Source organism: Pseudomonas sp. R1-43-08 (assembly GCF_003852255.1).
Lineage (GTDB): Bacteria > Pseudomonadota > Gammaproteobacteria > Pseudomonadales > Pseudomonadaceae > Aquipseudomonas.
Genome location: NZ_CP027734.1, coordinates 991,383 through 1,004,820, shown reverse-complemented (window position 1 = coordinate 1,004,820; position 13,438 = coordinate 991,383). Strand labels below are relative to the sequence as shown.

Sequence of the window (13,438 nt, the reverse complement as noted above, 5' to 3'; positions counted from 1 at the left end):
GTATTGACTGAGACACTGCCATCGGGAGCAAGCCCCCTCCCACATTTTTTGATCTTCAGTGTGGCTTAGAGCTCGCCGAGCCCATCGATCAGCGCCTGGTTCTGCTCCGGCGTCCCGATGCTGATCCGCAGGAACTGGGCAATCCGCTCCTGCTTGAAGTGCCGCACGATCACCCCTTGCTCACGCAGCTTGGCCGCCAGGCCAGCCGCATCATGCCGTGGGTGGCGCGCAAAGATGAAGTTGGCTGCCGAAGGCAACACTTCAAACCCCTTGGCCTGCAACTGGCCGGTGAGTTTTTCACGGCTGTCTATCACCCACCCGCAGGTTTTCTCAAAGTATTCACGGTCCTCAAACGCCACGGCAGCGCCGACAATCGCCAGACGATCCAGCGGGTAGGAGTTGAAGCTGTTCTTGACCCGCTCCAACGCTTCGATCAGGTCCGGATGTCCCACCGCCAGGCCAACCCGCAGGCCCGCCAGCGAGCGCGACTTGGACAACGTCTGGGTCACCAGCAGGTTCGGGTAATGATCCACCAGGGTGATTGCAGTTTCGCCACCGAAGTCGATATAAGCCTCGTCCACGACCACGACTGATTCCGGGTTGGCCTTGAGAATTTGCTCCACAGCGTCCAGCGCCAGCAGGCAACCGGTTGGCGCGTTCGGGTTGGGAAAGATGATCCCACCATTGGGCTTGGCGTAATCCACCACGTTGATCTGGAACTGTTCGTCCAGCGGCACAGGATCAGACTTGATGCCATAAAGACCGCAGTAAACCGGATAGAAGCTGTAGCTGATATCCGGGAACAAAAGCGGCAACTCGTGCTGGAACAGGCCGTGAAAGATATGCGCCAGGACTTCGTCGGAGCCGTTCCCAAGGAACACCTTGTTCGCCTCGACGCCGTAATACTTCGCCACCGCTTGCTTGAGTCGGTCGCTGTTGGGGTCCGAGTACAAACGCAGGTCGTCGTTCAATTCGGCCCGCATGGCCTCTAACGCTTTGGGCGAAGGACCATAGGGGTTTTCGTTAGTATTGAGCTTGATCAGCCTGGTCAGCTTTGGCTGCTCGCCGGGCACGTAAGGCACCAGGTCCTTGACGAAAGGGCTCCAGAATTTGCTCATGCCTTACTCTCCCTTGAGGATGCGATATTCAGCGCTGCGCGCGTGGGCGCTCAGCGATTCGCCACGGGCCAGCACCGAGGCGGTCTTGCCCAATTCGGACGCGCCCTGGGGCGAACAGAAGATGATCGATGAACGCTTCTGGAAGTCATACACCCCCAGCGGCGACGAAAAACGCGCGGTGCCGGAGGTCGGCAGTACGTGGTTCGGACCTGCGCAGTAGTCGCCCAGGGCTTCGCTGGTGTGGCGGCCCATGAAGATCGCGCCGGCGTGACGGATCGACGGCAACCAGGCTTGTGGGTCCGCTACGGACAGCTCGAGGTGCTCCGGCGCGATACGGTTGGCCACTTCGATGGCTTGCTCCATGTCGCGGACCAGAATCAGTGCGCCACGGCCGTTGATCGATTTCTCGATGATCTCGGCGCGCTCCATGGTCGGCAACAGCTTGTTGATGCTGGCGGCGACCTGATCGAGGAACGCGGCGTCGGGACTGACCAGGATCGCCTGGGCGTCTTCGTCGTGCTCGGCCTGGGAGAACAGGTCCATGGCGATCCAGTCCGGGTCGGTCTGGCCGTCACACACCACGAGGATTTCCGAGGGGCCGGCGATCATGTCGATACCGACCTGGCCAAACACATGGCGCTTGGCGGTGGCGACATAGATATTGCCCGGCCCCACTACTTTGTCGACCTTTGGTACGCTTTCGGTGCCATAGGCCAACGCGGCAACCGCTTGGGCGCCACCGATGGTGAACACGCGGTCGACGCCGGCAATGCAGGCGGCAGCCAGCACCAGCTCGTTGATTTCACCACGCGGGGTCGGCACCACCATGACCACTTCGGTCACGCCTGCCACTTTGGCCGGAATCGCGTTCATCAACACCGACGACGGGTACGAGGCCTTGCCGCCCGGCACGTACAGGCCGGCGCGGTCCAGCGGCGTGACCTTCTGGCCCAGCACGGTACCGTCGGCCTCGGTGTAGCTCCACGAATCCTGCTTCTGTTTTTCGTGATAGCTGCGCACCCGCGCCGCCGCCACTTCCAGGGCTTCACGCTGAGGCGCGGTGATGCGCGTCAGGGCCAACTCCAGGCGTTCACGGGGCAGAATCAGGTCCGCCATGGACTTGACGTCCAGGCCGTCGAACTGACGGGTGAAATCCACCAGTGCCGCATCGCCGCGCTCGCGCACGGCTTTGATGATCTCGAGCACCCGCTGGTTGACCGAGTCGTCGGACACGCTTTCCCAGCTCAGCAGATAATCCAGATGATCGGCGAAATCCGGGTCGGCAGCGTTGAGTCGGGCAATTGCAGTGGACGTGGTCATAGCGAGGGCCTCAATAGAATTGGCAAAAACTCAGGCGCCCTAAACTAGCAGTCATTTCCGCTTGGGCACCTGAGAATTCTGGCTATGAGGCGGATAGACGGGCGCAGCCTTTGGGCTACGCGGGTGAGTCAACCGCGGTGTCGAGACTCCACTGCCGTGCGCAGGGTGTCGATCAACGCCTGGATACGGGCATGTTGCATTTTCATCGAAGCTTTGTTGACGATCAGGCGCGAGCTGATGTCGGCAATGAAATCCTGGGGCTCGAGACCGTTGGCGCGCAGGGTGTTGCCGGTGTCGACCACGTCGATGATCTTGTCGGCCAGGCCAATCAGCGGCGCCAGTTCCATCGAGCCGTAGAGCTTGATGATATCGACCTGACGGCCTTGTTCGGCATAGTAGCGTTTGGCGACGTTGACGAACTTGGTCGCCACCCGCAGGCGGCCCTTGGGCTCGACATCGCCGACACGGCCGGCGGTCATCAGTTTGCACAACGCGATCCGCAGGTCCAGGGGCTCGTAGAGACCCTGGCCGCCGTATTCCATCAGCACGTCCTTACCGGCCACACCGAGGTCGGCGGCGCCATGTTCAACGTAGGTCGGCACGTCGGTAGCCCGCACGATCAGCAGGCGAACATCGTCCTGGGTCGTGGGGATGATCAGCTTGCGGCTCTTGTCCGGATTCTCGGTCGGCACGATGCCCGCTTCAGCCAGAAGCGGCAGCGTGTCGTCAAGGATGCGGCCCTTGGACAGTGCGATGGTCAACATGGGAAATGTCAGTCCTTCATCAGGCTATTGCTGTCCGGTCGCAAACGGCGCCAGACACAGATCGAGGCCCTTACAGCCTCGATTTGAAACAAACCAGTGTGTGTGTGTAGGAGCGAGCTTGCTCGCGAAGAACTCATGGGCACCGCGTTGATTCTGGATAAACGCGTTATCGTTGACGTTTTTCGCGAGCAAGCTCGCTCCTACAGAACGTCGGGGTTAGCCCGGCACGCGGCGGATTTTAGCGCCGAGCATCTGCAGCTTTTCTTCGATGCACTCGTAGCCACGGTCTATGTGGTAGATGCGGTCAATCAGCGTATCGCCTTCGGCGCAGAGTGCCGAGATCACCAGGCTGGCCGAAGCACGCAGGTCGGTCGCCATCACTGGCGCGCCCTTGAGCTTGTCGATGCCGGTAACGATGGCGGTGTTGCCCTCGACCTGGATCTTGGCGCCCATGCGGTGCAGTTCGTACACATGCATGAAACGGTTTTCGAAGATGGTCTCGATCACGGCGCCGGTGCCTTCAGCGATCGCGTTCAGGGAAATGAACTGCGCCTGCATGTCGGTCGGGAATGCCGGGTACGGGGCGGTACGCACGTTGACAGCTTTTGGCCGCTTGCCGTGCATGTTCAGCTCGATCCAGTCTTCACCGGTGGTGATTTCTGCGCCGGCTTCCTTGAGTTTTTCCAGGACGGCTTCGAGGATGGTCGGATCGGTGTCCTTGACCTTCACACGGCCACCGGTAACGGCGGCGGCGACGAGGTAGGTGCCGGTCTCGATGCGGTCCGGCATGACTTTGTAGGTAGCGGTGTGCAGACGTTCTACACCATCAATAGTGATGGTGTCGGTGCCAGCGCCGGAAACCTTCGCGCCCATGGCGTTGAGGAAGTTGGCCAGGTCGACCACCTCGGGCTCGCGCGCGGCGTTTTGCAGAACGCTGCGGCCTTTGGCCAGGGCAGCGGCCATCATGATGTTCTCGGTACCGGTCACGCTGACGGTATCGAAGAAGAAGTTCGCGCCACGCAAGCCGCCTTCCGGCGCCTTGGCCTTGATATAGCCGCCTTCCACGTCGATGACCGCGCCCATGGCTTCAAGGCCACGGATGTGCAGGTCGACCGGACGCGAACCAATGGCGCAACCGCCAGGCAGGGCCACTTCGGCTTCACCGAAACGCGCGACCATCGGGCCAAGCACCAGGATCGACGCACGCATGGTTTTCACCAGCTCGTACGGGGCGATCAGGGTCTTGATGGTGCGTGGGTCGATTTCGACGGACAACTTCTCGTCGATCACCGGCTCGATGCCCATGCGACCGAACAGCTCGATCATCGTGGTGATGTCGTGCAGGTGCGGCAGGTTGGCCACCGTGACAGGGCCGTCGCACAGCAGGGTCGCTGCCAGGATCGGCAAGGCGGAGTTTTTCGCACCGGAAATGCGGATCTCGCCATCGAGGCGGGCACCACCGGTAATAATCAATTTATCCATAAGAATCTCGACGCCTTGGGGGCTCAGGTGCGCTCGGCCCAGGCCGCGCGGCTGAAAAATTTCATAGTGACCGCATGGATGCTGCCATCGGTGATCCATGGGTTCAAATGGGCATAGATCTGCTGCTGACGCTTGACCGGGCTCAATGCCGCCAGTTCATCGCTGATCACGTTCAGCTGGAAATTGCAGCCTTCGCCTTCAACTTCTACAGCCGTGTCCGGCAGCTTTCCTTCAAGGAAGCTCTTAACTTCTAGGGCCTGCATGCTCAACCTCTATCGGCGCCCAGTGCGCACGGGTCGCACATCATACAAAAAAAGCCCCGCGCCTGCGAACCCCGCATAGCAGGACTCTGACGGAGGGCTTCTTTGATAAATGTGTATTACGGGTGTGCCAACAGCTCGGTCAATCCGGAAACCTCGGCGATCTCGCGCATGTCTTCAGGCAACGCACGGAGACTGACCGGCTTTTTTACCGCAGCGGCATCGCGCATGAAGCACAGCAGCAACGACAGACCGACGCTGCTGGACTTGGTTACCGCCGAGCAATCCAGCACCAGCGCAGGCGCGGTGCTGGCCTTGATCAGGGCCTGGCCCTGCTTGCGCAGGTCAGGCCCGGTGCGGTAATCGAGCACGCCGCTGAGGAACAGCTCGCCGGCATCGCCGATACGAACAGCCGACTCGGTCATGGCGCTGGTTTCCCGGCTTCCTTATCGGAAGTTTCCTTGGCCTTGGCCACTTCGCCGGCCCAACCATTGATGGTCTTGTCCAGGTCGTTGCCATTGCGCTGCATCGCGTCGGCGAACTGGTCACGGAACAGCTTGCCGATATTGATGCCGTTGATGATCACGTTACGCAGCTTCCACTCGCCATTGACCTTCTCCAGCGTGTACTGCACAGGGTACACGGCGCCATTGGTGCCTTTGACGGTCATGTTGACGCTGGTGCGATCACCCGACTCATCACCGGCCGGAGCGACGGTAATCCCCTGGTTGTTGTACTCAAGCAAGGCGTTACCGTAGAACTGGAACAGGCCGCGCTTGAAGTTTTCCTGGAAACGCTGCATCTGCGCAGGTGTGGCCTTGCGCGAATACTTGACGGTCATGATGCTTTTGGAGATGCCTTCGGCATCCACCACCGGACCGACAATGGTATTGAGCGCGTTGTAGAACTGGCTCGGGTCTTGTTTGTACTTTTCCTTGTTGGCCGACAGGTCAGCCAACATTTTGTTGGTGGTGTCCTGCACCAGTTCGTGGGCAGAACCGGCTGCGTTGGCCATCAACGGCAGCGCTGCAAGCAGAACCAGAAGGCCACGTCGCAAGGTAGAGAGCATGAACAGATTCCTCATTTGGCGTCTTTATTGACCGTGTTGAGCAGGAATTTACCGATCAGGTCTTCAAGCACCAACGACGACTGTGTGTCGTGGATGGTCGAGCCATCCTTGAGCAGGGCTGTTTCCCCACCTACGCTGACACCGATGTACTTCTCGCCCAGCAGGCCAGCAGTGAGGATAGATGCCGTGGAGTCAGTCGGCAGATTATCTACCTTCTTGTCCAACTGCATCGTCACTCGGCCGGTGAAGCTGTCGCGATCCAGATCGATTGCCGTGACCTTGCCGATGGTCACACCGGCCATGGTCACTTTAGCTCTGACCGTCAAACCGGCGATATTGTCGAAGTACGCATAAAGTTTATATGTGTCGGCGGTGGGGCTGGCCGACAGGCCACTGACCCGCAGGGCCAGCAACAGTAAAGCCAGGATGCCAGCCAGCAAGAAAAGGCCGACACCGATCTCCACAGTGCGGTTTTGCATCAGAAATCTCCAAACATCAAGGCGGTCAAAATGAAGTCAAGGCCCAGTACCGCCAGCGAGGCGTATACAACGGTCTTGGTGGTGGCGCGACTGATCCCTTCTGAAGTGGGCTCACAGTCATAGCCTTGGAATACGGCGATCCAGGTCACTACAAAGGCGAAGACGATGCTCTTTATGATGCCGTTGAGCACGTCACCCGTGAAGGTCACGCTGTTTTGCATGTTGGCCCAGTAGGAACCGTCGTAGACGCCCAACCAGTCCACCGCCACCCACGAACCGCCCCAGATCCCGACCACGCTGAAGATCATTGCCAGCAGCGGAAGGGAAATGAAGCCGGCCCACAGGCGCGGGGCAACAATGTACTTGAGCGGGTCCACGCCGATCATTTCCAGGCTGGACAGCTGTTCGGTGGACTTCATGTTACCGATTTCGGCGGTCAACGCAGAACCTGCACGCCCGGCGAACAGCAACGCGGTGACCACCGGCCCCAGTTCACGCAATAGCGTCAGGGCAACCATCTGCCCTACCGCCTGTTCTGAACCGTAGCTGGACAGAATGTTGAAGCCTTGCAGCGCCAGCACCATGCCGATGAACATCCCGGAGACCACGATGATCACCAGGGACATCACGCCGACCGCATGCAGTTGTTTGAGCAGCAAGCCAAAGCCGCCGCCGATGCCGCCGCGGCCGAGCAAGGCGTGAAACAGGAAAATAGTCGAACGCCCGAGGACTTCGACGATGTCGATGCCCGAGCGACCGAAAAGGCGAACCTTTTCGATAATAGATGTCTTGCGCATCAGCGCTTCCCCAGAAGATCTGCGCGGTAGTCCGCTGCCGGAAAGTGAAAAGGCACCGGGCCATCAGGATCGCCGGTCATGAATTGGCGAATGCGCGGGTTATCGGCGTTCATCAGCTCTTCTGGCGTCCCCTGCCCCAGCACCTGGCCATCACCCACTACATAGAGGTAGTCAGCGATGCTCGCGGTTTCGGCCAGATCGTGAGATACCACGATGCTGGTGATGCCCAAGGCATCGTTGAGCAGACGGATCAGGCGCACCAGTACGCCCATGGCGATGGGGTCCTGGCCTACGAAAGGCTCGTCATACATCAGGATCTGCGGGTCGAGGGCGATGGCTCGCGCCAGGGCGACACGACGCTTCATGCCACCGGACAATTCGTCAGGCATCAGGTCGATGGCCCCGCGAAGCCCTACGGCCTGCAGCTTGAGCAAAACAATGTCACGAATCATCTCGTCGGACAGCTGGGTATGCACCCGCAGCGGGAACGCTACGTTTTCGAAAACATCGAGGTCGGTAAACAGCGCACCGCTCTGGAACAGTACCCCCATGTGCTTGCGCGCATCGAACAGATCGCTGCGCGACAGCGTCGGCAGGTTCTGGCCGTTGACCCACACTTCGCCGGCACTGGGGCGCAATTGCATGCCCATCAGGCGCAACAAGGTGGTCTTGCCGCAACCGGAAGGCCCCATGATGCCCGTGACTTTTCCGCGAGGAATGCGAATATCGACGTTATTGAAGATGCTGCGCGTACCGCGCTTGAAGGAAAGGCCCTTCAGCTCGACCGCGTAGGCGTTATCGGCACTCATCTAATCTCCTTGGGATGCAGCCTTTCACTCAGACACCATGTATGCGATTTTGGTTTGCAACGGATGTGCAATAGTTACGCCATGGGTTGGGCGGACCGAACTGGCCGCGAACTATATCACTGCTGGTGCAGAGCCCCCAAGGCCGGAACAGCGCTTGTTCAGATTCAGCACAGCGAAAAACGTTGCCGGCTATGTTATTCAGACGAATCCTGGAGACGCTCAGAATAAAGCCTGACGAACTTATGTGAGCGAATCGATCATTACCGCTATAATCGCCGCCTTTTCGTCAGGCTATACGACTTCAGACATGAGCCAATCCAGCGACCTCATCCAATCCGCACAACGCACCATCCGCCTCGAGCTGGAAGCCGTAGAAGGTTTGCTGGCGCATATCGACGCAGATTTCGTACGCGCCTGCGAGATGATTCTGGCCAGCAAAGGCCGCGTTGTCGTGGTTGGCATGGGCAAGTCCGGCCACGTCGGCAACAAGATCGCCGCTACGCTGGCCAGCACCGGAACCACAGCGTTCTTCGTGCACCCGGCCGAAGCCAGCCATGGTGATATGGGCATGATTACCAAGGATGACGTGATTCTGGCATTGTCCAACTCCGGCACCACCAACGAAATCGTCACCCTGCTGCCGCTGATCAAGCGCCTGGGCATCAAGATGATCAGCGTCACCGGCAACCCGGAATCGACACTGGCCAAGGCCGCCGAAGTGAACTTGAACGTTCATGTCGCCCATGAAGCCTGCCCGCTGAACCTGGCGCCCACCTCGTCGACGACTGCGGCACTGGTCATGGGCGACGCGCTGGCGGTGGCGCTGCTTGAGGCTCGCGGGTTCACCGCTGAAGATTTCGCATTTTCGCACCCCGGTGGCGCCCTGGGCCGTCGCTTGCTGTTGAAAGTGGAAAACGTCATGCATGCGGGCGATGAATTGCCCCACGTGCAACGCGGCACCTTGCTCAAGGACGCGCTGATGGAAATGACCCGCAAGGGCCTGGGCATGACCGTGATCCTGGAAGCCGATGGCCGACTGGCCGGCGTGTTCACCGACGGTGATCTGCGGCGCACCCTGGACCGGGCCATCGACATCCATACCGCAACCATCGATGCCGTGATGACGCCCCACGGCAAGACCGCGCGCCCCGAAATGCTTGCAGCCGAAGCCCTGAAGATCATGGAAGACCACAAGATCGGCGCGCTGGTGGTGGTCGATGACCACAACCACCCTATCGGCGCCCTGAACATGCACGACTTGTTGCGTGCAGGAGTGATGTAAATGACCAGCGACCTGTTGCAACGCGGTAAAAACATCAAGTTGGCGATATTCGACGTCGATGGCGTGCTGACCGATGGCCGCCTGTACTTTCTCGAAGACGGCAGCGAATTCAAGACGTTCAACACCCTCGACGGCCAGGGCATCAAGATGCTGATGGCGGCAGGCGTGCAAACAGCGATTATCAGTGGTCGAAAGACCCCCGTTGTGGAACGTCGCGCACAAAACCTCGGAATTGCTCACCTGTATCAAGGCCGCGAGGATAAACTGGTGGTGCTGGACGAGCTTCTTGGCCAACTCAACCTAAGCTATGAACAAGTCGCCTATCTGGGTGACGATCTGCCTGACCTGCCGGTAATCCGTCGGGTAGGCCTGGGCATGGCCGTCGCCAATGCCGCAGCGTTTGTGCGTGAACACGCCCATGGCATTACCGCCGCCCGCGGTGGCGAAGGTGCCGCCCGCGAGTTCTGCGAGTTGATCCTGCGTGCCCAGGGCAGTCTTGAAGCGGCCCACGCCGCCTACTTATAGAGCGTTATATGCTGAGCAAAAAGATTCGCAACTTCCTGCTATTCGGGGTCATCGCCGCGCTGTTGCTCGCGGTGGGCTACTGGAATATCAGCCCGGAGCGCTTTCTCGACAAACCTGTCGTGCAGGTGGATGAAAGCATCATCGACAACTTCGCCACCAACACCCACACCGTGCAGTTCCTGCCCGATGGCAAGGTGCAGTACGAGTTGGTCTCCGACAAGGTCGAGCGCCTGAAAGCCTCGGAAGTCAGCCTGCTGACCAATCCGGACTTGAACATGTACCGTGGCACCGAACTGCCGTGGCACGTCACCAGCCTGCGTGGCGAGGTCAATCCGGACGGCACCGAAATCGAACTGATCGACTCGGTGCGCGTCGCACGTACAGACGCGCAGAACCGGGACACCATTATTACCAGCAGTCGCATGACGGTATTCCCACAACAGCAATATGCGCAGACCGAGCAAGACGTTAGAATCGACGGCGCTGGCGGTGTATCGACCGGCAAGGGAATGAAAGCGTATTTGAAAGAAAGCAGGATACACCTGCTATCGAACGTAAGAGGACAGTATGAGGCTCGTTAAAACCCTCCCTATTTTGCTCGGTCTGGGCGCAGCACTGGGAAGCGTGAGCGCCTGGGCTCTGCCGAACGATAGCCAGCAACCGATCCACATCTCGGCTGACGATGCGCAGTTGGATGACAAGCAAGGCGTCGCGACCTACACCGGTGGCGTGATCATCACCCAAGGCTCGATGAAGATCACCGGTAATACGGTGACACTGACTCGCACCCAGGCCGGCGATATCGACGTCGTGACCTCTGTGGGCAACCTGGCTTACTTCGAGCAGAAGCAAAAAGCAGAAGACCCAGGGCCAATGAAAGGCTACGGCAAGACGATCCAATACCATGCCCAGCAAAATCGCATTGTGCTGATTGACCAGGCCAAGGTGCTGAGTGCCGACGGTAACTCTACCGAGGGCGAGAAGATCGTCTACAACACCCAGACCCAGGTCGCCCAGGCGGGTCGCGCCAATGGCAACAAGGTCACCGCGCCTCGCCCACGGATCGACATGGTTATCCAGCCGAAGAAGAAGGCCGAGTAATGGCAACCCTGAAAGCCCAGCATCTGGCCAAGGCCTATAAAAGCCGCCAGGTGGTACGCGATGTGAGCCTGTCGATCGACAGCGGCCAGATTGTCGGCCTGCTTGGCCCCAACGGTGCCGGTAAGACCACGTGCTTCTACATGATCGTCGGGCTGGTCCAGGCGGATCAGGGGCGTGTATTGATCGACGACCTGGACGTCAGTCACCAGCCGATGCACGGCCGTGCGCGCGCAGGTATCGGCTATCTTCCGCAGGAGGCGTCGATCTTCCGCAAACTGTCGGTAGCCGACAACATCATGGCAATCCTCGAGACCCGCAAGGAACTCGACCGCGACGGCCGCCGCAAGGAACTGGAAAGCCTGCTGCAGGAATTCCACATCAACCACATTCGTGACAACCTCGGCATGAGCTTGTCCGGTGGTGAGCGTCGCCGCGTGGAGATCGCCCGCGCCCTGGCAACCGCCCCCAAATTCATCCTGCTGGACGAACCGTTTGCCGGCGTTGACCCGATCTCGGTCGGCGATATCAAGCAGATCATCCATCACCTCAAGGCCAAGGGCATTGGTGTGCTGATCACCGACCACAACGTCCGTGAGACCCTCGATATCTGCGAAACCGCCTACATCGTTAACGATGGGCAATTGATTGCCGAAGGTGATTCCGCGACGATCCTGGCCAACGAACTGGTAAAAGAAGTTTATCTGGGTCACGAGTTCCGCCTGTAAACACGGTGATATCGGGCTTTTTGCGAGCGCGCGGGCGAGTCAATAAAAACCTCAGCTTTTTTATTGTTACCGCGCTCTAGGCAAAGGCCCCGATATCAGGCATATAATTTGCTTATGTTTGGCGCTCACGCGCCCTGTCGTGGATGGCGCATTGCGCCGGCGAATAAGGTGTTAAGCCCCTGCCATGAAACCATCGCTAGTCCTGAGAATGGGCCAGCAGCTGACGATGACACCGCAGCTGCAACAGGCCATCCGCCTGCTCCAATTGTCGACCCTGGACCTGCAACAGGAAATCCAGGAGGCCCTGGAGTCCAATCCGATGCTCGAACGCCAGGAAGAAGGCGACGACTTCGACAATACCGACCCCTTGGCCGACAATATCGAGCAAAAGCCCAATCCTGATGTACAGGAACCGTCCTATCAGGAAACCGCCCCTACGGTGGACAACCTCGAGGACGGCGAATGGAACGAACGCATTCCCAACGAGCTGCCCGTGGACACCGCATGGGAAGACGTCTACCAGACCAGCGCCAGCAGCCTGCCCAGCAATGACGATGACGAATGGGACTTCACCACCCGTACGTCGGTCGGCGAGAGCCTGCAGAGCCACTTGCTGTGGCAACTGAACCTGGCGCCGATGTCCGACACCGATCGCTTGATCGCCGTCACCCTGATCGACTGCATCAATAACCAGGGTTATCTGGACGAAACGCTCGAAGAAATTCTTGAGGCCTTCGACCCGGAGCTGGATATCGAACTGGACGAGATCGAAGCCGTCCTGCACCGTATCCAGCAATTCGAGCCCGCCGGCATTGGCGCTCGTACGCTCAGCGAGTGCCTGTTGCTGCAACTGCGCCAGCTACCGGCCAAGACCCCCTGGCTCGCTGAAGCCAAGCGCCTGGTCAGCGATTACATCGACCTGCTCGGCAGCCGCGACTACAGCCAGCTGATGCGCCGCATGAAACTCAAGGAAGACGAGCTGCGCCAGGTCATCGAGCTGGTTCAGAGCCTCAATCCTCGGCCGGGCTCGCAGATCGAGTCCAGCGAAGCAGAATATGTCGTGCCTGATGTGATCGTGCGCAAGGACAACGAGCGCTGGCTGGTGGAACTGAACCAGGAATCGGTGCCACGCCTGCGGGTCAATCCGCAATACGCCGGCTTCGTGCGCCGCGCCGATACCAGCGCCGACAACACGTTCATGCGCAACCAGCTGCAGGAAGCACGCTGGTTCATCAAGAGCCTGCAAAGCCGCAACGAAACCCTGATGAAAGTGGCCACCCAGATCGTCGAACATCAACGCGGCTTCCTGGAGTATGGCGACGAGGCGATGAAGCCCCTGGTACTGCACGACATCGCTGAAGCGGTCGGCATGCACGAATCAACGATTTCACGGGTGACCACGCAAAAATTCATGCATACCCCACGGGGTATTTATGAGCTGAAATACTTTTTCTCCAGCCATGTAAGCACCTCCGAAGGCGGCGAATGCTCGTCCACGGCGATCCGCGCGATCATCAAGAAACTGGTTGCTGCGGAAAATCAGAAAAAGCCGTTGAGTGACAGCAAGATCGCTGGTTTACTGGAGGCACAAGGCATTCAGGTCGCCCGTCGAACCGTCGCCAAGTACCGCGAGTCTCTCGGGATCGCGCCTTCCAGCGAGCGAAAGCGTTTGATGTGACGGGCGGGGCACAGCGTTCCAGTGGCAGG

General features: G+C 59.3%; 16 protein-coding genes. 6 read left to right on the top strand and 10 right to left on the bottom strand.

Annotation, left to right across the window (positions count from 1 at the left end; all coding sequences use genetic code 11):
• Positions 1 to 65 precede the first annotated feature (65 nt).
• The 10 genes from hisC to C4J87_RS04385 all read right to left on the bottom strand — a co-directional run bounded on the left by hisC (position 66) and on the right by C4J87_RS04385 (position 8,098).
• Positions 66 to 1,118, bottom strand: coding sequence for a histidinol-phosphate transaminase (gene hisC, locus C4J87_RS04430; protein WP_124365849.1), 1,053 nt, complete (start codon positions 1,116 to 1,118; stop codon positions 66 to 68).
• Positions 1,119 to 1,121: 3 nt separating this feature from the next.
• A complete protein-coding gene (gene hisD / locus C4J87_RS04425; protein WP_124365848.1) occupies positions 1,122 to 2,438 on the bottom strand; it encodes a histidinol dehydrogenase in 1,317 nt (438 codons plus the stop codon).
• A 128-nt stretch (positions 2,439 to 2,566) separates the two neighbouring features.
• Entirely contained in the window at positions 2,567 to 3,202 is a 636-nt protein-coding gene (hisG, locus tag C4J87_RS04420; RefSeq protein WP_003171824.1) for an ATP phosphoribosyltransferase, read from the bottom strand.
• Between the two features lie 216 nt (positions 3,203 to 3,418).
• Positions 3,419 to 4,684, bottom strand: coding sequence for a UDP-N-acetylglucosamine 1-carboxyvinyltransferase (gene murA, locus C4J87_RS04415; protein ID WP_043050767.1), 1,266 nt, complete (start codon positions 4,682 to 4,684; stop codon positions 3,419 to 3,421).
• A 23-nt stretch (positions 4,685 to 4,707) separates the two neighbouring features.
• Entirely contained in the window at positions 4,708 to 4,947 is a 240-nt protein-coding gene (locus tag C4J87_RS04410) for a BolA family protein (RefSeq protein ID WP_124361320.1), read from the bottom strand.
• Between the two features lie 116 nt (positions 4,948 to 5,063).
• The gene (locus C4J87_RS04405; RefSeq protein WP_124361319.1) at positions 5,064 to 5,369 is read right to left on the bottom strand and encodes a lipid asymmetry maintenance protein MlaB; all 306 of its coding nucleotides are present in this window, start codon (positions 5,367 to 5,369) and stop codon (positions 5,064 to 5,066) included.
• The gene (locus C4J87_RS04400; RefSeq protein ID WP_124365847.1) at positions 5,366 to 6,013 is read right to left on the bottom strand and encodes a phospholipid-binding protein MlaC; all 648 of its coding nucleotides are present in this window, start codon (positions 6,011 to 6,013) and stop codon (positions 5,366 to 5,368) included. The genes C4J87_RS04405 and C4J87_RS04400 overlap by 4 nt, the downstream gene beginning before the upstream one ends.
• 11 nt (positions 6,014 to 6,024) lie before the next feature.
• Positions 6,025 to 6,492, bottom strand: coding sequence for an outer membrane lipid asymmetry maintenance protein MlaD (mlaD, locus tag C4J87_RS04395; RefSeq protein ID WP_003171814.1), 468 nt, complete (start codon positions 6,490 to 6,492; stop codon positions 6,025 to 6,027).
• The gene (gene mlaE / locus C4J87_RS04390) at positions 6,492 to 7,289 is read right to left on the bottom strand and encodes a lipid asymmetry maintenance ABC transporter permease subunit MlaE (RefSeq protein ID WP_124365846.1); all 798 of its coding nucleotides are present in this window, start codon (positions 7,287 to 7,289) and stop codon (positions 6,492 to 6,494) included. Before mlaE ends, mlaD begins: the two co-directional genes overlap by 1 nt.
• On the bottom strand, positions 7,289 to 8,098 hold the full coding sequence (locus C4J87_RS04385; RefSeq protein ID WP_057724577.1) for an ATP-binding cassette domain-containing protein: 810 nt from the start codon (positions 8,096 to 8,098) through the stop codon (positions 7,289 to 7,291). Before C4J87_RS04385 ends, mlaE begins: the two co-directional genes overlap by 1 nt.
• Positions 8,099 to 8,405: 307 nt before the next feature.
• On the opposite strand from C4J87_RS04385, the gene C4J87_RS04380 reads away from it, so the two are divergent.
• From C4J87_RS04380 to C4J87_RS04355, 6 genes are all read left to right on the top strand, one after another.
• Entirely contained in the window at positions 8,406 to 9,380 is a 975-nt protein-coding gene (locus C4J87_RS04380) for a KpsF/GutQ family sugar-phosphate isomerase (RefSeq protein WP_124365845.1), read from the top strand.
• Complete coding sequence (locus C4J87_RS04375) at positions 9,381 to 9,905, top strand: HAD family hydrolase (protein WP_124365844.1); 525 nt, start codon at positions 9,381 to 9,383, stop codon at positions 9,903 to 9,905. It begins immediately after the preceding gene.
• Positions 9,906 to 9,913: 8 nt separating this feature from the next.
• Positions 9,914 to 10,486 (top strand): LPS export ABC transporter periplasmic protein LptC, encoded by a 573-nt coding sequence (gene lptC, locus C4J87_RS04370; RefSeq protein WP_124365843.1) that lies wholly within the window; start codon positions 9,914 to 9,916, stop codon positions 10,484 to 10,486.
• Positions 10,473 to 11,006 carry a lipopolysaccharide transport periplasmic protein LptA gene (gene lptA / locus C4J87_RS04365; RefSeq protein WP_043050759.1) on the top strand — a complete coding sequence of 178 codons (534 nt, stop codon included), beginning with the start codon at positions 10,473 to 10,475 and terminating at the stop codon, positions 11,004 to 11,006. Before lptC ends, lptA begins: the two co-directional genes overlap by 14 nt.
• Complete coding sequence (gene lptB / locus C4J87_RS04360; RefSeq protein WP_003171806.1) at positions 11,006 to 11,731, top strand: LPS export ABC transporter ATP-binding protein; 726 nt, start codon at positions 11,006 to 11,008, stop codon at positions 11,729 to 11,731. Before lptA ends, lptB begins: the two co-directional genes overlap by 1 nt.
• 184 nt (positions 11,732 to 11,915) lie before the next feature.
• Positions 11,916 to 13,409, top strand: a complete 1,494-nt coding sequence (locus C4J87_RS04355; protein ID WP_057724573.1) for an RNA polymerase factor sigma-54 — start codon at positions 11,916 to 11,918, stop codon at positions 13,407 to 13,409.
• Positions 13,410 to 13,438 lie beyond the last annotated feature (29 nt).